Raw genomic sequence first — 22819 nt, 5'->3', positions numbered from 1 at the left:
ATGAAAAAACGCATAACGTTATCCCTGCTTAGTACAGCCCTGCTTATGGGCTATATTTCCCCTTCGCCAATGCCTTTAGTTGGTACAGACCGTGATGAAAAAGGTTGTATTCCTTCTGCTGGCTACACTTGGTCAGAACTGAAACAGCAATGCGTACAACCTTTTGAAATTGCCGACATTCGTTTAACCGATCCAGAAAATCCCCCTCTTGCGGTATATGTCATTCTTGCCGAAGAACAAGGCAAAGCCGAAGTTTTCTCAGCAAATTTACCGAAAAATTTAATTTTAGAGGCGGTAAAAGGCGGCTATGCGGCAAAAGATAAAAACTTGTATTTAATCAAAACCCAAACAGGCTGGGAACTGAGAAAACCAACTCGTTCTTAGAAAACGTAAAAAATAAGTGCGGTGTAAAATCTCCGAATTTTCCACCGCACTTTATTTTGTCTATTTATAAATAATTATTTACTCGCTTTATAAATCGCCACTGCCTCTGGCATTAGTCGAAGTAGATTTTGTTGGCGATCTTTATCGCTTGGATGGGTGGAAGAAAGTGCAGCAAGCACACCTTGTGAACCAGATGAAACTTTTTGCATTTTTTCCCATAATTTAGGAGCAGCTTGTGGGTTATAGCCCGCCCTTGCCATTAAAAATAGCCCTACTTCGTCTGCTTCCGTTTCGGCACTTCGGGAATAAGGTTTGTCCAATGCCCAATCTTTAGTTAATCCAACAACGAATCCACTTCCTTCTGAGCCAATTTGAGTTGCAAGAGCAACCTGAGCAACTTGAGCCATCACATTAGTAAATACACCTAAGTTTGCTTGTTTCTTGCTGTGTTCTTTGAGGGCGTGAGCCATTTCGTGTCCCATTACGGTGGCGATTTCATCATCGCTGAGCTGAAGTTTATCCACTAGCCCTGTGTAAAATGCCATTTTGCCCCCTGGCATTGCCCACGCATTGAGTTCGTTAGATTTGATGACGGTGAGTTGCCAATTAAAAGGTTGCCCCGTGTGATTTTCTTGATCCGCATAGGGACGCATTTGGTTAAACACGTTGTGAATGCGTTTTGCGGTGGGGGAGGTGGTGTCCACAACTCCTTGCTGTTTGGCTTTATTCACCGTTTGCATATAGCTCGCGGCGGATTGTTGGTTTATGCTAGCAGAATCCGCACAGGCATTCAAAAATAAGGCGAGAAACGAAAGTGCGGTGAGTTTTTTGAGTGTTTTTAGCATCGTAATTCCTTAGGTTTAGCCCTATCAGAAAAATATCGCTGTTGGTGTTCAATATTATACCGCGTGATTTTGTTATTTTTTCGGTTTGCGGATCGAAGCCTTGCCTTCGCTTGAACGGAAACGGTGATAAATTTCCCCCTAGAAAAATACCGCACTTTTAATGCGGTATTTGGTAGTTAAATGGTGGATTATTTTTTCGCACGCTCGAAAGAATCTAAGATTTCTTTACGCGCGGCTTCCACGTCTTCCCAGCCATCAACTTTCACCCATTTGCCAGCTTCGAGAGCTTTGTAGCTTTCAAAGAAATGCTGGATTTGGGCTTTTAAGAGTGCGGGTAAATCATTCACGTCTTTGATGTGATCGTACTCTTTGCTTAATTTGCTATGTGGCACGGCGATCACTTTGGCATCTTGACCTGATTCGTCCGTCATTTTTAACACACCCACTGGGCGGCAACGGATAACAGAACCCGGTTGTAATGGATAAGGGGTTGGCACGAGTACATCAACTGGGTCGCCATCAAGCGAGAGGGTGTGGTTAATGTAGCCGTAGTTTGCTGGATAGAACATCGCTGTCGCCATAAAGCGATCGACGAATAATGTTCCCGTTTCTTTATCCACTTCATATTTGATTGGATCAGAGTTGGCTGGAATTTCAATCACAACATAAATATCATCAGGAAGTTCTTTTCCTGCTGGAACGGTTTCTAAACCCATTTTGTATTCCTTCTTAGTTTATGAATGGTATTGTTGTTCGAGTTTAAACCCAAACAATCACAAATAATCAGTGTCATTATAGCCTTATTCATTGCGAATTGTCGAGTTTAGGATTTTTTTCGCGGTGGCGTTTTTTAGCCATTGTTTTTTATTACTGTACTATTATAATAGTTCAATATGTTTATCTTTGATTAGGGCAAGATTATGAAAAAAAATCCTTCATTATTTGGCGGGGCGATGATTATCGCAGGCGGTACGATTGGGGCAGGTATGCTCGCCAATCCGATTTCCACAGCGGGTATTTGGTTTATCGGCTCAATGTTGATTCTTTGCTACACTTGGTTTTGTATGACCACCTCCGGCTTAATGCTGTTGGAAGCCAATTTGCATTACCCCACTGGGGCAAGTTTTGACACCATCGTTAAAGATTTGCTCGGCAAAGGCTGGAACGTGATTAATGGGCTGTCCGTTGCCTTTGTGTTGTACATTCTCACCTATGCCTATATCACCTCTGGCGGTGGTTTAACGGAAAGTTTCCTCAACCAACTTTTCAGCCAAGATCAAAGTGCGGTGCAAATTGGACGCACTTTTGGCTCGCTGATTTTCTGTGCGGTGCTGGCGTTTTTCGTGTGGTTTTCCACCAAAGCCGTTGATCGTTTAAGTGCGATTTTGATCGCGGGAATGGTGGTGGCGTTTTTCCTATCTATCACCAATTTGCTCGGCTTAGTGCAGACAGATATTTTGCTCAATAGCCTCTCGCAAGGAGAACAGCAATATTTGCCTTACGCTCTCGCCGCGTTGCCCGTGTGCTTGGTGTCCTTTGGCTTTCATCAAAATGTCCCGAGTTTAGTGAAATATTACGATCGCAATAGCGGCAAAGTCACCAAATCCATTATTTACGGCACATTCATTGCCCTCATCATCTATATGCTGTGGCAGTTAGCCATTCAAGGGAATTTGCCACGCAATGAGTTTATCCCTGTGATCCAAAAAGGTGGCGACATTGCTCTCTTATTGGAAGCCCTTAATGCTCAAATTCAAACGGATTATATTGGCTTAATGCTACGCTTCTTCACCTATATGGCGATCGCAAGCTCGTTCCTCGGTGTAACCCTTGGTTTATTTGATTACCTCGCGGATCTGTGCAAATTTGATAACAGCGGAGCAGGCAGAACCAAAACCGCCTTGCTCACCTTCTTACCGCCGTTGATTTTAAGCCTACTTTTCCCTTATGGCTTTGTAATCGCCATTGGCTACGCGGGGCTTGCTGCCACCATTTGGGCGGTGATTACCCCTGCACTGCTAGCAAAAGCAAGTCGCAAGCGGTTTCCAGACGAACGCTATCAAGTTTATGGCGGCAGCGGAATGATTTATTTCGTGATTTTATTCGGCGTGATCAATATTTTGGTACAGCTTGCCGATCTTGTGGGCTGGTTGCCCGTATTTGGCAGATAGTCGCAAATGGCATAAAATAAGCCACATTATTTCTCGTTTTAGCACGGGATTTCCCGTGCTAATTTTTTCTATAGAAAACAAAATGAAAACCTCTGTTTACGACAAAGAAGGCTTTTTCGAGCTGTATCAAAAATTACGCCAAAACCCCATTAGCCTCAATGAAATTGTGGAGAAGCCCACAATGCTCAGTTTGTTGCCCGATTTGCAAGGCAAAAAATTGCTCGATCTCGGCTGTGGAATGGGCGAACATTTACAGCTTTATTTAGAAAAAGGGGCGAAGTTTGTAGTGGGAATGGATTTATCGCAAGCAATGTTGCAACAAGCGGCAAAAAATCTCGCCGAAAAACAACCGCACTTTGCGTTATATCAACTGGCAATGGAACAACTCAACGCCCTGCCTGATGACAATTTTGATGTGATTACCAGCTCTTTCGCCTTTCATTATGTGCAAGATTTCCCGCAGTTGTTGGCTCAGATTTATGCCAAATTGAACCCCAATGGCTGGCTGATTTTTTCACAAGAACACCCCATTGTAACTTGCTATCAAGGCGGGGAGCGATGGGGAAAAGATCAAAACAAACAGCAACTTGCCTATCGTCTGAATTATTATCGCGATGAGGGCGAACGGCAGCGAAATTGGTTTAAACAGCCTTTTAAAACCTATCACCGCACCTTGTCCACCATTGTAAACGATCTCATCAATGCGGGCTTTCAAGTGGAAAAAATGCTTGAACCAATGCTGGCAGATCAGCCCGAATGGCAGCAAGAATTTAAAGATTTACAACATCGCCCCGTGCTGCTGTTAATTAAAGCGAAAAAAAGCTAAAAATTTGCTTGCATAAAAAAATTTTTTGCGTAAATTAATAAGCAATCAATTTTGGAGAAACTTAAATGAATTTTAATTGCAATACTCATCACCACCATCACCCTGAATAATCTTTCGGGCGATGGCGATTGCTTGGAAGATAAGACTTCCGAGTGAGTACTGCAAATCACAACCCTAAAAACCTCTCGGAAGCCAACTTTCGAGAGGTTTTTTTATAGCTTAATTTTAATAACATTAATAAAGGAAAAACAAATGGCAAACACAACAAGATTACGCATTGCGTTACAAAAAAAAGGTCGTCTAAGCAAAGACTGTGCGGAGTTGCTGAAACAATGCGGGGTAAAAATTAACTGGAACGAACAGCGTTTGATCGCCTATGCGGAAAATATGCCCATTGAAATTTTGCGTGTGCGTGATGACGATATTCCTGGTCTAGTTTTTGATGGCGTGGTGGATCTCGGCATTATTGGCGAAAACGTGTTGGAAGAGGAAGAACTCGGTCGCCTTGCTACAGGCGAAAGCGTAGCTTACAAGAAATTACGTACCTTAGATTTCGGTGGCTGTCGTTTATCCTTAGCCATTGATCGCGATCGGGCTTACAACGGCGTGCAAGACTTTGCCAACTCTCGCATTGCCACCTCCTATCCCAATTTATTAAAACGCTATATGGCGGAGCAAGGCGTGCCATTCAAAAGCACTTTATTGAACGGCTCGGTGGAAGTCGCCCCCTCTGCGGGCTTAGCCGATGCCATTTGCGATTTGGTGTCTTCAGGGGCAACTCTTGAAGCCAATGGCTTAAAAGAAGTGGAAGTGATCTACCGCTCGACAGCGTGCTTAATTCAGCGTCAAGAGCCATTAAGCGATGAAAAACAAGCCCTTGTGGATAAGCTCTTAACCCGCATTCAAGGCATTCAACAAGCAGGTGAATCCAAATACATTATGCTACACGCGCCAAAAGCCCAACTGGAAACCATTATTTCCCTGCTTCCTGGGGTGGAAAACCCAACCATTTTGCCTCTCGCTCACGATGAAAGCAAAGTAGCACTACACGCCGTTAGCCAAGAAACCCTGTTCTGGGAAACAATGGAAGAATTGAAAGCACAGGGTGCAAGCTCGGTTTTAGTGCTACCCATTGAAAAAATGCTCGCTTAAAGTGCGGTGAAATTTTGCAACAAATTTTAAGGAAGAACACAATGCAAACCCTAATCTGGAAAAACTTAACCCAACAAGAAAAACAACAAGCCTTAATGCGACCTGCCATTTCGGCAGCACAGTCCATTAAAGACGCCGTGGACGCCATTCGTGAAAAAGTGCAAGGTGAAGGCGATAAGGCGTTATTTGAACTAGGCGAAAAATTCGACAAGGTCAAACTAGACAGTCTCGTTATCTCGCAAACGGAAATTCAAGCGGCAGCGGCTCGCTTACCCGATGAATTAAGAACCGCCATTCAAAATGCCAAAACCAATATCGAACGCTTTCACCAAGCTCAAATCCCCCAAGCGGTGGACATTGAAACCCAAGCGGGAGTGCGTTGCCAAGTGGTAACTCGCCCGATTAATCGGGTGGGCTTGTATATCCCCGGTGGCTCTGCCCCGCTTTTTTCCACCGTGTTAATGCTTGCTATTCCAGCCAAAATTGCCGGCTGTAAAAAAATCGTACTTTGCTCTCCGCCGCCTATCGCTGATGCAATTTTATATGCGGCAGATCTCTGCGGGGTCGAAACCATTTACCCTGTTGGCGGCGCACAAGCTATTGTCGCAATGGCATTCGGCACAGAAACCGTTGCTAAAGTGGATAAAATCTTCGGCCCCGGCAATACCTTTGTTACTGAAGCCAAACGTCAAGTGAGCCAAGCACTGAACGGCGCAGCTATTGATATGCAAGCTGGCCCTTCTGAAGTGCTGGTCTTAGCAGATGAAAATGCTGATCCCGATTTTGTCACCAGCGATTTACTTTCCCAAGCGGAACACGGGGCGGACAGCCAAGTGATTTTGGTTACCCCAAGTGAAACCTTAGCCAAAAACACCGCACTTGCTATTGAACGCCAACTGGCAATGCTCCCGCGTGCAGAAACCGCTCGCCAAGCCCTTAGCCACAGCCGTATTTTTATCGCAGAAAACTTGAGCCAAGCCATTGAAATCAGCAATGAATACGCCCCAGAGCATTTGGTGGTGCAAGTGGAAAACGCACGTGGCATATTGGATCAACTCGACAATGCAGGATCGCTCTTCCTTGGTGCATACAGCCCTGAAAGTATGGGGGATTACGCCAGCGGCACAAATCACGTTCTTCCCACTTATGGCTACACCCGCACCACCTCAAGCCTCGGCTTAGCAGATTTCAGCAAACGAATGACTGTGCAGGAACTTAGCCCACAAGGTTTTCGCGATCTTGCCCCAACCGTCATTCAAATGGCTGCGGCAGAACAGCTTGATGCACATAAAAATGCGGTATTAGTGCGGTTAGAAAAGTTGCAAAATTTGTATAAATAACGAATAATTGACTGGTTTTATATACAGTTAAATATCGGAGAGAATATGCAAAATCAAATTGAAATTTATCAATCGCAAGATGGTTCAACACAGGTTGAGGTGCAATTTAATCAAGATACCGTTTGGCTTAGCTTACAACAGATGGCGGATATATTCGGGCGTGATAAATCCGTTATTTCACGTCATTTGCGTAATATTTTTAATGAGGGTGAACTTATAAAAAATTCAGTTGTTGCAAAAAATGCAACAACTGCTTCTGATGGAAAAACCTATCAAGTTGAATTTTACAACCTTGATGCAATTATTTCTGTAGGCTACCGAGTTAATTCAAAAGCAGGGACGCAATTTCGTATCTGGGCAACCCAACGCCTTAAAGAATATCTTGTTCAAGGTTATACGCTGAACCAAAAACGTTTAACAGAAAAGGGCGTAGAATTTAGCCAAGTGATCGCCTTACTGGATCGCACATTAAGCAACCAAACCTTAGTAAATGAGGAAGGAAAAGCCGTTCTTAATGTCGTACAGGAATATGCACGCAGCTGGAGCTTATTACAGGCTTATGACGAACAAAGCCTAAATTCTAAACAGCAAAAACAAAATGAAATGCGTCCATTATTAATACAAGACGTAGAAAAAGCGATTGCACAATTAAAGCAAACACTCATTGAAAAAGGAGAAGCCACGCCACTTTTCGCCAACCCACGCAATGATGGATTGATTTCTGCCATAAATACTATCGAACAAGGTTTTGGTGATGAGCTATTTTATCCGAATATCGCCAGCCGTGCTGCTCATTTGTTGTATTTCATCATTAAAAACCACCCTTTAACTGATGGCAACAAACGAACGGGAGCGTTTCTATTCCTTTGGTATTTGAGATTAAATCAGCATTTGCTTGCCAAGTCAGTAGAACAATTAATTAACGATAATACACTCGTTGCACTGGCATTATTAGTCGCGGAAAGTTTACCCGAACAAAAAGAATTAATGATAAAACTGATCGAGCATTTTATTTTGCTTAAATAAAAGTGCGGTCAAAAAAACAAAAATTTTTAGAGAGAACAAAAATGACAATCACAACCTTATCACGCAAAAACATTCAAGCACTCACGCCCTATCAATCCGCGCGCCGTTTAGGGGGGAGTGGTGATGTGTGGCTGAATGCCAATGAATATCCGCTTTCACCAGATTTCAATTTAACCCAGCATCAATTTAACCGCTACCCCGAAGCTCAGCCCGAAAACGTGGTGAAGGCTTATGCTACCTATGCGGGTGTTCAACCTGAAAACGTGCTGATTACGCGTGGGGGCGATGAGGGAATTGAGCTGATTATCCGTGCCTTTTGCGAAAATGGCGACAGCGTGCTGTACTGCCCGCCAACCTATGGAATGTATGCGGTGAGTGCGGAAACCTGTGGCATTGCGTGCAAAACCGTGCCATTAACCACCGATTTTCAGCTCGATCTCGCCAAGATCGAACAAAATCTTGCTGGCGTAAAAGTTATTTTCGTGTGTAGCCCTAACAACCCAACGGGCAATGTGTTACGCCGAGAGGATCTCATTCAATTATTAGAAATGACCCGCGACCGTGCCATTGTGGTGGTGGACGAAGCCTATATCGAGTTTTGCCCTGATAGCACAATGGTAACGGAGTTAGCGAAGTATCCACACCTTGCCATCATTCGCACCCTCTCTAAAGCCTTTGCTTTAGCGGGCTTGCGTTGTGGCTTCACGCTAGCAAATGCGGAACTTATCGGCGTATTGCAAAAAGTCATCGCCCCTTACCCAATCCCCGTACCCGTTTTAGATCTCGCTGCCCAAGCCTTATCTGAACAAGGCTTATACCAAATGCAAGCACAAGTGGAAAAGGTGAAATCGCAACGCCAATTTTTGATTAACGCACTGCAAGCCTTGCCTCAAGTGGAACGCGTTTTTACCAGCGAAGCCAACTATCTTTTAGTGAAATTTAAAGATGGACAAAAGATATTCAAAACCCTGTGGGAGCAAGGCATTATTTTACGCAATCAAAACAATGCCTTAGGGTTAGAAAACTGCATTCGCATTACAGTGGGAACAGCAGAGGAAAATTTACGGGTGGTTGAAAGTATTGCGTTAATCCCTTAGCACGCTGAAGCGTACTAAGTTAAGTATCATTGAACCGCTTTGCGGTTCTCTCAAATAGGAATGGATATGAGCTATACAAAATTGTTATATCATATTATTTTTAGAACAAAATATGGCGTACCCACAATTTGCGAGCAATATGAGGATAAACTATATCGCTATATCTGGGGATTTATAAAAGAAAAACGCGGTGTACTCTATCGTATTAACGGAATGCCAGATCATATTCATCTATTTGTAGAACTTCACCCAACAACTTGTATTGCAAGTTTTGTGAAAGAATTAAAAAATGCAACACATTTATTTCTGGAAAATAACCCCGAATTTTTTCCTGATTTCTATGCTTGGTCAAAGGGCTACTGTGCTTTAACTTATAGCAATAATGAAAAAGATAAAATTATTCAATACATTAAAAATCAGAAAAAACATCATCAAGCAATAACCTTTGAGAATAAAGTAAAAACGTTATTAAATGGCAACTGCTCTATTGATGATTTTTTTGAAAGAAATATTTAACCTAGGGACAAAGCCCCTAAATAATACATAACCTCATACGATTTATCGTTTGAGGAAAGAGGAAAAAAACAATGACACAACAATCAATCTTATTTATCGATCGCGATGGCACATTAATTGACGAGCCGAAAACGGATTTTCAAATTGACAGCTTGGAAAAGCTCAAATTTGAAAAAAATGTTATTCCCGCGTTGTTGAAACTGCAAAAGAAATATCGCTTTGTAATGGTTTCTAACCAAGATGGGCTTGGAACGGCTTCATTTCCGCAGGAAGATTTTGACAAACCGCATAATGCGATGTTGGCAGTTTTTCGCTCACAAGGCATTGAATTTGATGATATTTTAATTTGTTCGCATAAACCTGAAGACAATTGCCAATGCCGTAAGCCAAAAACGAAATTGCTGAAAAAATATATTGAAAAACAGCTGTTTGATCCTGCTACCAGCTTTGTGATTGGCGATCGTGCCACAGATGTGCAGTTAGCTGAAAATCTGGGTATTCAAGCCCTGCAATATCACCCCGAAAAGTTGAATTGGGATTTGATCGCAGAAAAATTATTGGCTGAACCCGTTACCAATATCGGCGAACGCACGCCACGTTATGCCGAAGTGGAACGCAAAACCAAAGAAACAGACATCAAAGTGCAAGTGTGGCTAGATGAAACGGGCGTAAACCACATTCACACGGGCGTGGGCTTTTTCGATCATATGCTCGACCAAATCGCCACTCACGGCGGTTTTAGAATGAACATCAGTTGCAAAGGGGATTTGCATATTGACGAACACCACACGGTGGAAGACACCGCTCTTGCACTCGGCACAGCGTTAAAACAAGCTATCGGTGATAAACGTGGCATCGCCCGCTTTGGTTTCATGTTACCAATGGACGAATGTAAAGCGGAATGTGCGTTGGATCTTTCTGGTCGCCCTTATTTCAAATTTAAAGCCAAATTTAAACGAGAAAAAGTAGGCGATTTCAGCACGGAAATGACAGAACATTTCTTCCAATCCCTCGCCTTTACAATGCTCGCCACTTTACACTTAAAAACCAGTGGCGACAACGATCACCACAAAATCGAAAGCCTATTTAAAGTGTTCGGACGAACCTTAAGACAAGCCATTCGTATTGAAGGCAATGAAATGCCGAGTAGTAAAGGTGTGTTGTAATCACTGCATTTAAAAGTGCGGTGCGATTTTTGAATGTTTTTAATACATCGAAATCAAATTTAACAAGGAAGATAAAATGCTAACTGATACCCATATCATCACCGACATCAAACAAATCATCGCTCAATCCCGTGAAAATGCGGTGAGAGCGGTGGATTTTCAGCGTGTTTTGATGTACTGGCACATTGGCAAACGTATTTTTGAGGAAGAACAGCAAGGGCAAGAGCGAGCGGATTATGGTGCTTATTTGATTAAATCACTTGCTCAGCAGTTACAGCCCGAGTTTGGTAGCGGCTTTTCTGCTCGTCAATTAGAGCGTTACCGCCAGTTTTATCGTACATTTCCAATTGCGTCTGCACTGCGGACGCAATTAAATTGGACACAATATAAAAGTCTAATTTCCATCAATGATCCTGATAAACGCGAATTTTATATTGCAGAGAGCATTAAAAATCACTGGAGTTCTCGCCAACTTGAGCGGCAAATTAACAGCAGTTTATATGAACGTTTATTGCTCAGTAACGATAAAGCCAGCGTACTCGCTGTGGCGAATAATGAACTGATCCCAAGCGATCCAAAACAAATTATTAAAGATCCAATGGTGCTTGAATTTTTGGGGTTACAGCGTGAAAGTGCCTATTACGAAAAAGATCTTGAACAAGCCATTATTACTCACTTACAAGAATTTTTACTTGAATTAGGCAACGGCTTCTCTTTTGTGGCTCGTCAGAAACGTTTACATCTTGATGGCGATGATTTTTTTGTCGATCTCGTTTTATACAATCGCTTGCTGCAATGCTTTGTGATTATAGAAATCAAAACCCACAAATTAACCCATCAGGATTTGGGGCAGTTGCAAATGTATGTGAATTATTTTGATCGGGTTGAAAAACTGCCACGAGAAAATCCAACCATTGGCATCTTATTATGTGCAGATAAAAATGATAGCGTGGTGAAATTTTCTTTACCCGAAAATCAACAGCAAATTTTCGCCAGCCAATATCAACTTTATTTGCCGTCGGAAGAATTACTGCGACAAGAAATCCAAAAAGAAATTGAGAATTTTGAACAAAAACAACAAATTAAGGAATAAAATGCAAAACATCACCATCATCAACACAGGCTGTGCTAATCTTTCTTCGGTGAAATTTGCGTTTGAGCGCTTGGGCTATCAGGCGGAAATTACGGACAATCACACCACAATTCAGCAAGCGGAAAAACTGGTTTTACCCGGTGTTGGCACAGCACTGGCGGCAATGCAAAGTATGCAAGCTCGCCAATTAACGGACATTTTAACCCAGCTCAGCCAGCCCGTTTTAGGCATTTGTTTGGGAATGCAATTAATGACCGATTATTCAGCGGAGGGTGAGATCAGCACGCTCAAACTCATTCAGGGAAAGACGGAATTATTGCCAAACAAAGGCTTGCCGCTACCGCATATGGGCTGGAATAAGGTGCATTATCAGAATAATCACCCGCTCTTTAGCGATATTCCGCAAGATAGTTATTTCTATTTCGTGCATAGTTATGCGGTGCTGCCGAATGAAAATACGATTGCCACCTGCGATTATGGTGTGCCATTTTCTGCGGCGATTGCAAGAGATAACTTCTACGGCGTGCAATTCCACCCAGAGCGTTCAGGCAAGGGGGGCGAGCAATTATTGCGGAATTTTATGGAAAATCTGTAATGAATAAAATCAAAAGTGCGGTGAAAAATCTGCTCGTTTTTGCCTTATTGTTTAGCACGATCTCTTTCGCGATGGATTATTGGCGGCGACCTAATGCCCCAGAAAGTGCTTTGCAACAGACTTTGCTTGCATTGAATGGGGAAAGCGTTCAGTTAGCCAAGCTCAGCAAAGAGAAACCTGTCCTACTCTACTTTTGGGGCAGTTGGTGCAGCATTTGCTCGCTCACTTCGCCAAGCATTGCAAGCCTTGCCAACGATGGCGTGCAAGTGGTGAGCGTGGCGTTAAAATCAGGCAATGATCAGGCGGTACAAGACTATTTACAGCAACATCAATATGATTTTTTGACCGTAAATGATCCACAGGGGACACTTTCCGCCCAATGGCACATTCAGGTTACGCCAAGTATTATCATTATTAAAAACGGCAAAATCGTTCACACTACCACAGGCTTAAGCAGCCCATGGGGGTTGAAATTACGTTTATGGCTTAGTTAATAAAAACAAAAGAGAACACAACAATGAAAAAAACATCACAAATTATCCCCGCACTTGACCTTATTAACGGCAAGGTTGTGCGGTTGTATCAAGGGGATTATGCCCAGCAAACCCAATATAGCGACAATCCCATTGCCCAATTTCAGCATTATTTATCGCAAGGGGCGAAACAACTCCATTTGGTGGATTTAACAGGGGCAAAAGATCCAAGCCAACGCCAAACTAAACTTATTGGCGAAATCATTGCCGCAACGCAAGCCCATATTCAAGTGGGCGGGGGCATTCGTACAGAACAAGATGTGGCGGATCTATTGCGTGTTGGGGCGAACCGTGTGGTCATTGGTTCAACAGCGATCAAACAGCCTGAAATGGTGAAGCAATGGTTTCAAAAATACGGTGCGGAAAAATTCGTTTTAGCCTTAGATATTCATATCGTGGACGGTGAAAAACGCATCGCCATTCACGGTTGGCAAGAAACTAGCTCGCTCACTTTGGAGCAAGTGATTGAAGATTTCAGCCAAGTGGGCTTACAGCACGTGCTATGCACTGACATTTCTCGCGATGGCACGTTGCAAGGCTCAAATGTGGCGTTATACCAAGAAATCTGTACCGCCTTTCCACAGATTGAATTTCAATCCTCAGGTGGTATCGGCTCATTAGCCGACATCGCTGCGTTAAAAAATACAGGCGTGGCGGGCGTGATTGTGGGTCGTGCATTACTAGAAGGAAAATTTGACGTAGCGGAGGCAATCCAATGTTGGCAAAACGCATAATCCCTTGTTTAGACGTTCGTGATGGGCAGGTTGTGAAAGGCGTGCAATTCCGCAACCACGAGATTATCGGCGATATTGTGCCGCTAGCAAAACGTTATGCGGAAGAAGGGGCGGACGAGTTGGTGTTTTATGACATCACCGCCTCGTCAGACGGCCGCACCGTAGATAAAAGCTGGGTGGAACGTGTGGCGAAAGAGATCAATATTCCGTTCTGTGTGGCTGGGGGAATCAAGACTATTGCCGATGCGGAGCAAATTTTCACTTTTGGCGCGGATAAAATTTCCATAAATTCCCCCGCACTTGCTGATCCTGATTTAATCTCTCGCTTGGCGGATCGTTTTGGAGTGCAAGCCATTGTGGTGGGGATCGACACTTGGTATGATGCCGAACAAGATAAATATTGGGTGAACCAATACACAGGCGATGAAAAACGCACCCGCCAAACCCACTGGCAAACCCTAGATTGGGTGCAAGAAGTACAAAAACGCGGGGCAGGTGAAATCGTGCTAAATATGATGAACCAAGACGGCGTGCGTCAAGGCTATGATTTAGTCCAACTGAAAAAAGTGCGAGAAGTATGCAACGTGCCACTGATCGCTTCAGGTGGAGCGGGTGAAATGGTGCATTTCCGTGATGCCTTTATTGAAGCCAATGTGGACGGTGCATTAGCCGCTAGCGTGTTTCATAAGCGGATTATTGATATGGGTGAATTGAAAACTTATCTTGCAAATTGCGATATTATTATTAGAAATTCACTTTAGGGAGATCTATGAAATACCTTATTTTATTGTTGGTTGTTGCTAGCGTGTTTTGGTTTTTGGGGAACAGAAATAAGGAACGCTCTATTTCAAAACAAGCAACGCGTATTAATAGATTTAATGAAGTATTACAAGCGAATAAGTGTGTGAATAGTGAAAGTGATTTACACACTGTGGCTAATAATGAATTCAGAAAAAGGTGGTTAATGCACGGTGACGAAACTGCACTTTATTGGGCATTAATTGAGCATATAAGAAAACATCATCAAGGACAATCCTTGGCGGTTTTTGCTCAAGTTTCGGTAGGTGAATTTATTTGGTGTAAAAATCCTTCTACTTATCCCACAATTGCCGCAAAACGAGTGGATTTTTTAATTGCTCAAAAACAAAAAGGGCGAGATAAGGAAAATAATCTGTTTGAAGTTTATTCACCTATCGCAGTCATTGAGTTTCAAGGGAGAAATCACAATAAAGATAATACCTCGTATGAAAGAGATGCAGTTAAAAAAACAGTATGTGATAAAGCTGGCATTACATTTATTGAATTTAAAGAAAACTATGATGACGTAGATTTTAAGCTATTATCAAAGGAATTAATCGGAGTAATAAAAAATGAAAAATAGTATTGATTGGCAAAAAGTGAACGGTTTGCTCCCTGTTATCGTACAAAATGCAACCACCTGCGAAGTGTTAATGCTGGGCTATATGAATGCGGAAGCCCTTGAGAAAACCCTTGTGGAGCGGAAAGTTACCTTTTATTCACGCACCAAGCAACGCTTATGGACAAAGGGGGAAACTTCTGGCAACTTTTTAAATGTTGTTGATTATACATTAGATTGTGATTGTGATACTTTGTTGATCTTGGCAAATCCGATTGGTGCAACCTGTCACGAAGGTACTGATAGCTGTTTTTCACCGGTTTCTGAAACACCGAATTGGATTTTCTTGAGTAAATTGGAAAAACTGTTGAATGCGCGTAAAAATGCTGATCCGAAGAGTTCTTATACCGCTTCACTTTATGCACGAGGCACAAAACGTATTGCACAAAAAGTCGGCGAAGAGGGGGGAGAAACTGCATTGGCGGCAACCGTGAAAGATCGCGAAGAAACCATTTGCGAGGCGGCGGATTTAGCCTATCATTTAACCGTGTTATTGCAAGATGCGAATTTAAGCTGGGCTGATGTGATCGGCAAGCTCAAAGAACGCCATCAAAAATAAGTTTAAAAAATGGATTTTGAGCATTATCGTCAATTACTCGCCAGCCCTGATTGGCAGCATTCAGGGCATTTTGTCGCCCCTCATATTCAGCAATGGCTGGAGCATCAAGGCTCATTAACGCGAAAATTACAGCAGGTTTGCCAGACGTTGAGTGTGGAAGTGATCGAGCAAGACTGGCAAGAAAAACTGCCGTCAAAAAGCACCGCACTTTGCGATCTTTCTAACAATCCAACTGCCAAAATATGGCGGCGAGAAGTGGTGCTAAAAGGCGATGGGCAGGCTTGGATCTTTGCCCAAACTGAGCTTCCGCAACACACCGTAGAGAATGCCGCTCAATATGTACTCCAACTCGGCAATGAGCCTATTGGGCTTTGGCTATTTAAACAACCAATGCAACGCACCACCCTCTTTTGGCGACAAGATCCCATAACGGGGCTTTATGCTCGTAATTCCAGCTTTGAGCTTAAGGGCTATCCTTTACAAATCAAAGAGTTATTTTTACCATATTTTTCTTTTCCGTCATAATTCAAACATTTAAACAAATGATTTTAGTAAAAAATAACTGAAAAAAGTACCGCACTTTTTTGTCATCTTAGTTTAAGTGCGAAATAAGTAAGATAGAGTAACAAGATGAAGATAGTATAAATAGTACGGCAAAATAAAAGAATGCTAGATTATTTTGAGAGCAAATGACTATATTTTATCTAAAATTTGCTGTTCATTTCGGTTACTTTGATTTAAAATTTGCCGATTTTATTTTATTGGGTCAAGATAAGGGGTTACAGATGAAAATTGTTGAAGTCAAACATCCATTAGTCAAACACAAATTAGGTCTAATGCGTGCAGCAGATATTAGCACGAAACATTTCCGTGAGCTGGCAACTGAAGTGGGTAGTTTGCTGACTTATGAGGCAACGGCAGATTTAGAAACGGAAAAAGTGATTATTGATGGCTGGTGCGGACCAGTGGAAGTGGATCGCATTAAAGGTAAAAAAGTAACCGTTGTGCCTATTTTGCGTGCTGGGCTGGGAATGATGGATGGCGTGTTAGAGCATATTCCAAGTGCTAGAATTAGCGTAGTAGGTATGTATCGCAATGAAGAAACCCTTGAGCCAGTGCCATACTTCCAAAAATTAGCCAGTGATTTAGAAGAACGTTTAGCCATTGTGGTTGATCCAATGTTGGCGACAGGTGGTTCGATGATTGCCACCATTGATCTTTTGAAAGAAAAAGGCTGTAACCAAATTAAAGTATTAGTTCTTGTAGCTGCTCCTGAAGGAATTGCAGCATTAGAAAAAGCCCACCCAGATGTGGAGCTTTACACCGCGTCAATCGATCAAAAACTCAATGAGCAGGGCTATATCATTCTGGGCTTAGGCGATGCGGGTGATAAGATCTTTGGAACAAAATAATTTTTACCGCAACGGCAGTAATGCCGTTTTTTTCCGTGCGTTTTTGCCTAAAAAACAGACCGCACTTTCAAGTTAATTCAGACAGAGAGTTGAAACTTAAATGACAAAAAATCAAACCGCACCTGAGGTGCAAAGCAAAGCCAAACAAGCCTTTGTGGGCTTGCAAATGTTATTCGTTGCCTTTGGAGCGTTAGTTCTCGTGCCGTTGATCACGGGGTTAGATAGCAACACCGCACTTTTAACCGCAGGCGTAGGGACATTACTTTTCCAATTATGCACGGGAAAACAAGTGCCGATTTTCCTCGCTTCGTCATTCGCCTTTATCGCCCCGATCCAATACGGCGTTGCCACTTGGGGCATTGCGGTAACAATGGGGGGCTTGGCTTGTACGGGCTTGGTGTATCTCGCCCTGAGTACCCTCGTAAAATTGAAAGGGGCGGAAGCCTTGCAACGCATTTTTCCGCCTGTGGTGGTGGGGCCGGTGATTATTATCATCGGTATGGGGCTAGCCCCTGTCGCAGTGGATATGGCATTAGGCAAAAACTCGGCGTATCAATACAATGAAGCGGTGTTGGTTTCAATGGCAACCTTGCTAACAACCCTTGCGGTTGCAGTGTTTGCGAAAGGCATAATGAAACTGATCCCGATTATGTTCGGCATTACCGTTGGCTATGTACTGTGCTTATTTTTGGGCTTAATTGATTTCCAACCCGTGTATGACGCACCTTGGTTCAGCCTGCCGAAACTCACCACACCAGAATTTAAGCTCGAAGCCATTTTATATTTGCTGCCGATTGCCATCGCCCCAGCGGTGGAACACGTTGGCGGGATTATGGCAATCAGCTCCGTTACGGGTAAAGATTTCTTAAAAAAACTAGGATTACACCGCACTTTATTAGGTGATGGCGTGGCAACTACCGCCGCTTCATTATTAGGCGGGCCGCCAAATACCACTTATGCCGAAGTAACAGGTGCGGTAATGCTCACTCGCAACTTCAATCCAAACATTATGACGTGGGCAGCAGTGTGGGCGATTGCCATTTCCTTCTGCGGTAAAGTGGGTGCGTTCCTTTCCACCATTCCAACCATCGTGATGGGCGGTATTATGATGTTGGTGTTTGGCTCTATCGCCGTGGTGGGAATGAGTACATTAATTCGTGGCAAAGTTGATGTAACGGAAGCACGCAATTTGTGCATTATTTCTGTGGTGATGACGTTCGGTATCGGCGGAATGTTCGTGAATTTCGGCGAAGTGTCGCTCAAAGGGATTAGCCTCTGTGCCGTTGTGGCGATTATTCTTAACTTGATTTTACCGAAAGCAAAAGATCAGGTCGAAATTCAAGAATAAAATTCCACCAAATTCAATGCAGAAAATAGGGGTAGGCTTTATTTATCCCTATTTTTTTTGTATATTCTTACCGCACTTTAATTTACGAACACATTGGTTATTAGATTTGCAGTTACCGCTTCCCATTCATCAAATTGATGAAGAAACCTTAGACAATTTTTATGCCGACAATAATTTATTGTTGCTCGATTCCTTGCATAAAAATTTTGCCGAGTTAAAGCAGCAATTTTTCTATGTTTGGGGTGCGGAAAGTAGCGGCAAAACCCACCTTTTGAAAGCCTGTTCCAATGCCTTTTTAGAACAACAACGGCTTTCTATTTATGTGCCGTTAAGTAAATCGCAATATTTTTCTCCTGCTGTGTTAGAGAATTTGGAGCAGCAAGATTTAGTCTGCCTAGACGATATTCAAGCCGTGATCGGGAATGATGAATGGGAACTGGCGATTTTTGATTTAATCAATCGAATGCGAGAACAAGGGAGGGGGATTTTGTTAATCAGTGCGAACCAATCGCCGAATGCCTTAGCGGTAAAACTGCCCGATTTAGCCTCCCGTTTATCTTGGGGAGAGAGCTATCAATTACTGCCCTTAGGCGATGAACAAAAAATCCAAGTGCTACAACAAAAGGCTTATTCTCGTGGCATTGAGTTGCCAGAAGAAACGGCGAATTTTCTTCTTAAACGCCTCGATCGTGATATGCACACTTTATTTCAAGTGCTAGCTGATTTAGATAAGGCGTCCTTGCAAGCACAACGAAAACTCACAATCCCTTTTGTGAAAGAGATTTTACAGCTCTAAATCATTTAATCTTTAAAGATAATAAAGCAAATTATTATGTTCTACAGCGTGTAATGCTATCATCCAAAAACTTATCGTTCTTTAATTTCGAAAAACACATTTCGCTACATTACATATTCCCCATATTATCCTCAATTCATTATCATATATTTAACTTACACAATCCCACGAACAGGAGAAAACAAGCTAGCATAAAATAATGCTAGCTTAGATTCAATTAACGTAAGAACGCGGGAATATTTTTCTCATATTCCGCAATGGCGTTTTCGTGTTGTAGGGTTAAGCCGATGTTGTCTAAGCCGTTTAATAGGCAATGACGGCGAAATTCGTCCAGTTCAAACGGATAAACTTTTGTGCCGACGCGAACGGTCATTTTTTCTAAATCCACATCAATGGTTTTCCCTTGATTTTCAGCCACCCATTGGAAGATTTCTTCCACTTCTTCTTCGCTTAAATGGATTGGCAACATATGATTGTTTAGGCTGTTGTTGTAGAAAATATCCGCAAAGCTCGGGGCGATCATCACTTTGAAGCCATAATCTGCCAATGCCCAAGGAGCGTGTTCACGGGAAGAACCACAGCCAAGATTTTTGCGTGCTAATAAAATGCTTGCCCCTTGATATTGCGGATAGTTCAACACGAAATCAGGGTTAGGCTGTGTGCCTGCCGCATCGAGATAACGCCATTCGTGGAATAAATGTTTACCAAAGCCCACACGGGTGATAGCTTGCAAAAATTGTTTTGGGATAATGGCATCGGTATCTACATTTGCCACATCTAAAGGCACGACAATACCTGAATGCTGTTTAAAGCCTGCCATAATTTCTCCTTAAAGTAATTCCACTTGACGAATATCAACAAATTTGCCGAACACTGCCGCCGCCGCTGCCATTGCGGGGCTGACTAAGTGTGTGCGTCCGTTACGCCCTTGACGACCTTCAAAGTTGCGGTTACTGGTGGAGGCACAACGTTCCCACTCGCCAAGTTGATCGTCGTTCATTCCTAAACACATTGAACAGCCTGGGTTACGCCACTGCGCCCCTGCTTCGATAAAAATTTTATCTAAGCCTTCTTTTTCCGCTTGCTCTTTAACTAAGCCCGAACCTGGCACAACTAGCACCCGTTTCACATTTTCAGCCACTTTGCGTCCTTTCATTACCGCTGCGGCAGCACGCAAATCTTCAATGCGGGAGTTGGTACAAGAGCCGATAAACACTTGATCTACAGGCACTTGGGTTAAATCGGTGTTGGCGGCTAGGCCAATGTAAGCCAGTGCTTTTTCGGCGGAAGCTCGCACCACAGGATCGCTCATCTCCGCAGGATTTGGCACGGTTTGATCAATGCCGATCACCTGTCCTGGATTCGTTCCCCAAGTTACTTGCGGCGAAATCTCTTTCGCGTCTAACACCACTACGGTATCAAAATGGGCATCATCATCGGTTTTTAAGGTTTTCCAATAAGCCACCGCATCGTCCCAATCTTTGCCTTTCGGTGCATAAGGGCGACCTTTCAAGTATTCAAAGGTCGTTTCATCTGGGGCGATTAAGCCCGCTTTCGCACCGAGTTCGATCGCCATATTGCACACGGTCATACGCCCTTCCATTGAAAGATCACGAATGGCTTCACCGCAAAATTCCACAACGTGTCCCGTGCCGCCTGCCATTGTGGTTTTGCCGATAATGGCAAGCACAATATCTTTAGCCGTAATCCCTGGGGCGACTTTGCCTCGCACTTCGATTTTCATATTTTTCGCACGGCTTTGCTTTAAGGTTTGGGTAGCTAAAACGTGTTCCACTTCAGATGTGCCGATACCAAATGCCAACGCACCAAATGCACCGTGGGTAGCGGTGTGGGAATCGCCACAGACAATCGTCATTCCTGGCAACGTTAGCCCCTGCTCTGGCCCCATAACGTGAACGATACCTTGCTGTTTGGTGTTCATATCAAACAATTCAATGCCTGTATTGGCACAGTTTTTGGCAAGTTCTAATACTTGGATTTTGGCTTGTCCTTCTAATTTATTTACATCACGCACTTGGGTTGAAATGCTGTGATCCATTGTGCCGAAGGTTTTCCCCACTTGGCGAACTTGGCGATTCGCCACTCGCAATCCGTCAAAGGCTTGCGGGCTGGTTACTTCGTGAATCAAATGGCGGTTGATATACAAAATTGGCGTTTCGCCTGCTGCTTCATAGACGACGTGAGCGTCAAATAATTTATCGTATAGGGTTTTTTTCATATTTCTCTCGTTATTTTGTATTTGCTTTCGCCTAATAGCGACTTCATTTTCTTTGCTTGTGCAAAGAAAACGAAGCAAAAGAAACACACCCCTGACAACTTGCTTATCCTCATTTCGTGGAGTGGCGGACGGTGAATTTTTAACTCGCCTGCAAGCAGGCTCAAACAAGAAAAATTCACCTAGCCACTTAACCACTCATTCGGGCAAGTCGTAAAGGGGGAATGGAGCGCCAGATGCTTTTTGTTTGCTCCTTTTATCCCTTCTGTTTTGCCCGAATGTGAATGAATTTTTAGGAAAATTTAGTTTGTTTGAGGCACTAAGTGCCGAGTTCTAAATTTTCCGTTAAGAAAATTCATTCTAAGTGAGGATAAGCAAAACAGCAGGGCGTGTTTTCTTTTGCCTACTTTTCTTTGCACGAGCAAAGAAAAGTAGGGCGCCTCAGTCGAAACCTAATAATGAAAATTAATCAGGCTTCTTAAATAAATTGCTAAGCTTTAATCTCAGTCACAATCAGCTCCCCCATTTCTTCTGTTGAAACAGGCGCACTTTCATCTGCAAGATCTGCGGTACGGTAGCCATTTTCAAGCACTTTTTGCACCGCACTTTCAATTTCACGGGCCGCCTCGTTGAGGTTGAAGCTGTAACGCAACATCATTGCCGCAGACAAAATTTGGGCGATTGGGTTAGCGATGCCTTTGCCTGCGATGTCAGGGGCTGAGCCACCTGCGGGTTCGTATAAACCGAAGCCTTGTTCGTTTAGACTGGCGGAAGGAAGCATTCCCATTGATCCTGTGATCATTGCACATTCATCAGAAATAATGTCGCCGAAAATATTTGAGCAGAGCAACACATCAAAAAACTCAGGTTGTTTGATCAGCTGCATTGTGGCATTGTCGATATAAATATGATCCACCTTGACTTCAGGGTAGGCTTTCGCCATTTCTTCCACCACTTCACGCCATAGCACAGAACTCATCAACACATTGGCTTTATCCACCGAAGTGAGATGTTTTTTGCGTTTCATTGCTGTTTCAAAGGCGACTTTGGCAATGCGTTCAATTTCATAGCGGTGATAGATTTCCGTATCATAGGCTTTTTCGTTTTTTCCTTCGCCCTCACGGCCTTTAGGCTGACCGAAATAGATCCCGCCTGTTAATTCACGCACTGTTACCATATCAAAGCCTTTCGCCGCAATATCTGCACGCAATGGGCAGAATTTTTCTAAACCTTTGTATAGGGTTGCAGGGCGTAAGTTGCAAAATAGAGCAAAGTGTTTACGCAACGGTAATAATGCGCCGCGTTCAGGTTGTTGATTTGGCGGTAAGTTTTCCCATTTTGGCCCACCCACTGAACCAAATAAAATTGCATCGCTTTCTTCGCAGCCCTTTAAGGTTTCTGCTGGTAATGGCGTGCCGTGTTTATCAATGGCGATACCGCCTACATCAAAATGGCGAAAGTTAAGTTGAAAACCGTATTTTTGCTGTACGGCATCAAGCACTTTAAGGGCTTCAGCCATAATTTCTGGGCCAATGCCATCGCCACTTAATACGGCAACATTATAATTTTTCAT

25 protein-coding genes and 1 other annotated feature are annotated in these 22819 nt (G+C 43.2%); of the genes, 20 read left to right on the top strand and 5 right to left on the bottom strand.

The window, feature by feature from the left end; all coding sequences use genetic code 11:
* Positions 1-384, top strand: coding sequence for a hypothetical protein (locus DXZ23_RS13730; RefSeq protein ID WP_017805067.1), 384 nt, complete (start codon positions 1-3; stop codon positions 382-384).
* 74 nt (positions 385-458) lie between these two features.
* Here the strand turns inward: DXZ23_RS13730 and DXZ23_RS13725 are convergent, their stop codons facing one another.
* Both DXZ23_RS13725 and ppa read right to left on the bottom strand, forming a co-directional pair.
* Positions 459-1229, bottom strand: coding sequence for a M48 family metallopeptidase (locus tag DXZ23_RS13725; RefSeq protein WP_017805068.1), 771 nt, complete (start codon positions 1227-1229; stop codon positions 459-461).
* Between the two features lie 188 nt (positions 1230-1417).
* Complete coding sequence (gene ppa, locus DXZ23_RS13720) at positions 1418-1945, bottom strand: inorganic diphosphatase (RefSeq protein WP_017805069.1); 528 nt, start codon at positions 1943-1945, stop codon at positions 1418-1420.
* Positions 1946-2149: 204 nt separating this feature from the next.
* On the opposite strand from ppa, the gene mtr reads away from it, so the two are divergent.
* From mtr to hda, 19 genes are all read left to right on the top strand, one after another.
* Positions 2150-3400 (top strand): tryptophan permease, encoded by a 1251-nt coding sequence (mtr, locus tag DXZ23_RS13715; protein ID WP_017805070.1) that lies wholly within the window; start codon positions 2150-2152, stop codon positions 3398-3400.
* 82 nt (positions 3401-3482) lie between these two features.
* On the top strand, positions 3483-4226 hold the full coding sequence (locus DXZ23_RS13710; protein ID WP_017805071.1) for a class I SAM-dependent methyltransferase: 744 nt from the start codon (positions 3483-3485) through the stop codon (positions 4224-4226).
* An 85-nt stretch (positions 4227-4311) separates the two neighbouring features.
* Positions 4312-4441 (top strand) — a sequence feature (His leader region).
* A gap of 37 nt (positions 4442-4478) precedes the next feature.
* Positions 4479-5378, top strand: a complete 900-nt coding sequence (gene hisG, locus DXZ23_RS13705; protein ID WP_017805073.1) for an ATP phosphoribosyltransferase — start codon at positions 4479-4481, stop codon at positions 5376-5378.
* A 41-nt stretch (positions 5379-5419) separates the two neighbouring features.
* Positions 5420-6718, top strand: a complete 1299-nt coding sequence (hisD, locus tag DXZ23_RS13700) for a histidinol dehydrogenase (RefSeq protein ID WP_017805074.1) — start codon at positions 5420-5422, stop codon at positions 6716-6718.
* A gap of 45 nt (positions 6719-6763) precedes the next feature.
* Positions 6764-7744, top strand: coding sequence for a virulence RhuM family protein/type II toxin-antitoxin system death-on-curing family toxin (locus DXZ23_RS13695; RefSeq protein WP_017805075.1), 981 nt, complete (start codon positions 6764-6766; stop codon positions 7742-7744).
* 41 nt (positions 7745-7785) lie between these two features.
* A complete protein-coding gene (hisC, locus tag DXZ23_RS13690; protein WP_017805076.1) occupies positions 7786-8841 on the top strand; it encodes a histidinol-phosphate transaminase in 1056 nt (351 codons plus the stop codon).
* Positions 8842-8907: 66 nt separating this feature from the next.
* Positions 8908-9357, top strand: a complete 450-nt coding sequence (gene tnpA, locus DXZ23_RS13685) for an IS200/IS605 family transposase (protein WP_017805077.1) — start codon at positions 8908-8910, stop codon at positions 9355-9357.
* A gap of 71 nt (positions 9358-9428) precedes the next feature.
* Positions 9429-10523, top strand: a complete 1095-nt coding sequence (hisB, locus tag DXZ23_RS13680; protein ID WP_017805078.1) for a bifunctional histidinol-phosphatase/imidazoleglycerol-phosphate dehydratase HisB — start codon at positions 9429-9431, stop codon at positions 10521-10523.
* Positions 10524-10599: 76 nt separating this feature from the next.
* Positions 10600-11616 carry a PDDEXK nuclease domain-containing protein gene (locus DXZ23_RS13675; protein WP_017805079.1) on the top strand — a complete coding sequence of 339 codons (1017 nt, stop codon included), beginning with the start codon at positions 10600-10602 and terminating at the stop codon, positions 11614-11616.
* Position 11617: 1 nt separating this feature from the next.
* Positions 11618-12211, top strand: coding sequence for an imidazole glycerol phosphate synthase subunit HisH (gene hisH, locus DXZ23_RS13670; RefSeq protein WP_017805080.1), 594 nt, complete (start codon positions 11618-11620; stop codon positions 12209-12211).
* Positions 12211-12705, top strand: coding sequence for a protein disulfide oxidoreductase (locus DXZ23_RS13665; protein ID WP_035695632.1), 495 nt, complete (start codon positions 12211-12213; stop codon positions 12703-12705). The genes hisH and DXZ23_RS13665 overlap by 1 nt, the downstream gene beginning before the upstream one ends.
* A gap of 23 nt (positions 12706-12728) precedes the next feature.
* Positions 12729-13478, top strand: coding sequence for a 1-(5-phosphoribosyl)-5-[(5-phosphoribosylamino)methylideneamino]imidazole-4-carboxamide isomerase (gene hisA, locus DXZ23_RS13660; protein ID WP_017805082.1), 750 nt, complete (start codon positions 12729-12731; stop codon positions 13476-13478).
* Complete coding sequence (gene hisF / locus DXZ23_RS13655; RefSeq protein WP_017805083.1) at positions 13460-14239, top strand: imidazole glycerol phosphate synthase subunit HisF; 780 nt, start codon at positions 13460-13462, stop codon at positions 14237-14239. Before hisA ends, hisF begins: the two co-directional genes overlap by 19 nt.
* Positions 14240-14247: 8 nt before the next feature.
* A complete protein-coding gene (locus tag DXZ23_RS13650) occupies positions 14248-14859 on the top strand; it encodes a DUF2726 domain-containing protein (protein WP_017805084.1) in 612 nt (203 codons plus the stop codon).
* The gene (gene hisIE, locus DXZ23_RS13645) at positions 14849-15454 is read left to right on the top strand and encodes a bifunctional phosphoribosyl-AMP cyclohydrolase/phosphoribosyl-ATP diphosphatase HisIE (protein WP_017805085.1); all 606 of its coding nucleotides are present in this window, start codon (positions 14849-14851) and stop codon (positions 15452-15454) included. Before DXZ23_RS13650 ends, hisIE begins: the two co-directional genes overlap by 11 nt.
* A 9-nt stretch (positions 15455-15463) precedes the next feature.
* Positions 15464-15979 carry a chorismate--pyruvate lyase family protein gene (locus DXZ23_RS13640; protein ID WP_017805086.1) on the top strand — a complete coding sequence of 172 codons (516 nt, stop codon included), beginning with the start codon at positions 15464-15466 and terminating at the stop codon, positions 15977-15979.
* Between the two features lie 260 nt (positions 15980-16239).
* Positions 16240-16866: a uracil phosphoribosyltransferase gene (gene upp, locus DXZ23_RS13635; RefSeq protein WP_026138429.1), complete on the top strand. Its 627-nt coding sequence runs from the start codon at positions 16240-16242 to the stop codon at positions 16864-16866.
* A gap of 100 nt (positions 16867-16966) precedes the next feature.
* Positions 16967-18214, top strand: a complete 1248-nt coding sequence (locus DXZ23_RS13630) for a nucleobase:cation symporter-2 family protein (protein ID WP_017805088.1) — start codon at positions 16967-16969, stop codon at positions 18212-18214.
* 16 nt (positions 18215-18230) lie between these two features.
* Positions 18231-19010 carry a DnaA inactivator Hda gene (gene hda, locus DXZ23_RS13625; RefSeq protein WP_017805089.1) on the top strand — a complete coding sequence of 260 codons (780 nt, stop codon included), beginning with the start codon at positions 18231-18233 and terminating at the stop codon, positions 19008-19010.
* Positions 19011-19227: 217 nt separating this feature from the next.
* On the opposite strand, the gene leuD is transcribed toward hda, so the two are convergent.
* The 3 genes from leuD to leuB form a co-directional block, all read right to left on the bottom strand.
* Positions 19228-19830, bottom strand: coding sequence for a 3-isopropylmalate dehydratase small subunit (leuD, locus tag DXZ23_RS13620; RefSeq protein WP_017805090.1), 603 nt, complete (start codon positions 19828-19830; stop codon positions 19228-19230).
* Positions 19831-19839: 9 nt separating this feature from the next.
* Positions 19840-21249 carry a 3-isopropylmalate dehydratase large subunit gene (leuC, locus tag DXZ23_RS13615; protein WP_017805091.1) on the bottom strand — a complete coding sequence of 470 codons (1410 nt, stop codon included), beginning with the start codon at positions 21247-21249 and terminating at the stop codon, positions 19840-19842.
* A 487-nt stretch (positions 21250-21736) separates the two neighbouring features.
* Positions 21737-22819, bottom strand: a complete 1083-nt coding sequence (leuB, locus tag DXZ23_RS13610; protein ID WP_017805092.1) for a 3-isopropylmalate dehydrogenase — start codon at positions 22817-22819, stop codon at positions 21737-21739.

It is taken from the genome of Avibacterium paragallinarum, assembly GCF_900450705.1.
Taxonomy (GTDB): Bacteria; Pseudomonadota; Gammaproteobacteria; order Enterobacterales; family Pasteurellaceae; genus Avibacterium; species Avibacterium paragallinarum.
Note: the sequence above shows the minus strand (reverse complement) of the source record. Positions and strands in the feature narration are given on the sequence as shown.

What these genes read in the sequence shown, in the direction of transcription:
- DXZ23_RS13730 (WP_017805067.1), top strand. Translation starts at nt 1, where the DNA reads ATGAAAAAACGCATAACGTTATCCCTGCTTAGTACAGCCCTGCTTATG.
- DXZ23_RS13725 (WP_017805068.1), bottom strand. Translation starts at nt 1,229, where the DNA reads ATGCTAAAAACACTCAAAAAACTCACCGCACTTTCGTTTCTCGCCTTA.
- ppa (WP_017805069.1), bottom strand. Translation starts at nt 1,945, where the DNA reads ATGGGTTTAGAAACCGTTCCAGCAGGAAAAGAACTTCCTGATGATATT.
- mtr (WP_017805070.1), top strand. Translation starts at nt 2,150, where the DNA reads ATGAAAAAAAATCCTTCATTATTTGGCGGGGCGATGATTATCGCAGGC.
- DXZ23_RS13710 (WP_017805071.1), top strand. Translation starts at nt 3,483, where the DNA reads ATGAAAACCTCTGTTTACGACAAAGAAGGCTTTTTCGAGCTGTATCAA.
- hisG (WP_017805073.1), top strand. Translation starts at nt 4,479, where the DNA reads ATGGCAAACACAACAAGATTACGCATTGCGTTACAAAAAAAAGGTCGT.
- hisD (WP_017805074.1), top strand. Translation starts at nt 5,420, where the DNA reads ATGCAAACCCTAATCTGGAAAAACTTAACCCAACAAGAAAAACAACAA.
- DXZ23_RS13695 (WP_017805075.1), top strand. Translation starts at nt 6,764, where the DNA reads ATGCAAAATCAAATTGAAATTTATCAATCGCAAGATGGTTCAACACAG.
- hisC (WP_017805076.1), top strand. Translation starts at nt 7,786, where the DNA reads ATGACAATCACAACCTTATCACGCAAAAACATTCAAGCACTCACGCCC.
- tnpA (WP_017805077.1), top strand. Translation starts at nt 8,908, where the DNA reads ATGAGCTATACAAAATTGTTATATCATATTATTTTTAGAACAAAATAT.
- hisB (WP_017805078.1), top strand. Translation starts at nt 9,429, where the DNA reads ATGACACAACAATCAATCTTATTTATCGATCGCGATGGCACATTAATT.
- DXZ23_RS13675 (WP_017805079.1), top strand. Translation starts at nt 10,600, where the DNA reads ATGCTAACTGATACCCATATCATCACCGACATCAAACAAATCATCGCT.
- hisH (WP_017805080.1), top strand. Translation starts at nt 11,618, where the DNA reads ATGCAAAACATCACCATCATCAACACAGGCTGTGCTAATCTTTCTTCG.
- DXZ23_RS13665 (WP_035695632.1), top strand. Translation starts at nt 12,211, where the DNA reads ATGAATAAAATCAAAAGTGCGGTGAAAAATCTGCTCGTTTTTGCCTTA.
- hisA (WP_017805082.1), top strand. Translation starts at nt 12,729, where the DNA reads ATGAAAAAAACATCACAAATTATCCCCGCACTTGACCTTATTAACGGC.
- hisF (WP_017805083.1), top strand. Translation starts at nt 13,460, where the DNA reads ATGTTGGCAAAACGCATAATCCCTTGTTTAGACGTTCGTGATGGGCAG.
- DXZ23_RS13650 (WP_017805084.1), top strand. Translation starts at nt 14,248, where the DNA reads ATGAAATACCTTATTTTATTGTTGGTTGTTGCTAGCGTGTTTTGGTTT.
- hisIE (WP_017805085.1), top strand. Translation starts at nt 14,849, where the DNA reads ATGAAAAATAGTATTGATTGGCAAAAAGTGAACGGTTTGCTCCCTGTT.
- DXZ23_RS13640 (WP_017805086.1), top strand. Translation starts at nt 15,464, where the DNA reads ATGGATTTTGAGCATTATCGTCAATTACTCGCCAGCCCTGATTGGCAG.
- upp (WP_026138429.1), top strand. Translation starts at nt 16,240, where the DNA reads ATGAAAATTGTTGAAGTCAAACATCCATTAGTCAAACACAAATTAGGT.
- DXZ23_RS13630 (WP_017805088.1), top strand. Translation starts at nt 16,967, where the DNA reads ATGACAAAAAATCAAACCGCACCTGAGGTGCAAAGCAAAGCCAAACAA.
- hda (WP_017805089.1), top strand. Translation starts at nt 18,231, where the DNA reads ATGCAGAAAATAGGGGTAGGCTTTATTTATCCCTATTTTTTTTGTATA.
- leuD (WP_017805090.1), bottom strand. Translation starts at nt 19,830, where the DNA reads ATGGCAGGCTTTAAACAGCATTCAGGTATTGTCGTGCCTTTAGATGTG.
- leuC (WP_017805091.1), bottom strand. Translation starts at nt 21,249, where the DNA reads ATGAAAAAAACCCTATACGATAAATTATTTGACGCTCACGTCGTCTAT.
- leuB (WP_017805092.1), bottom strand. Translation starts at nt 22,819, where the DNA reads ATGAAAAATTATAATGTTGCCGTATTAAGTGGCGATGGCATTGGCCCA.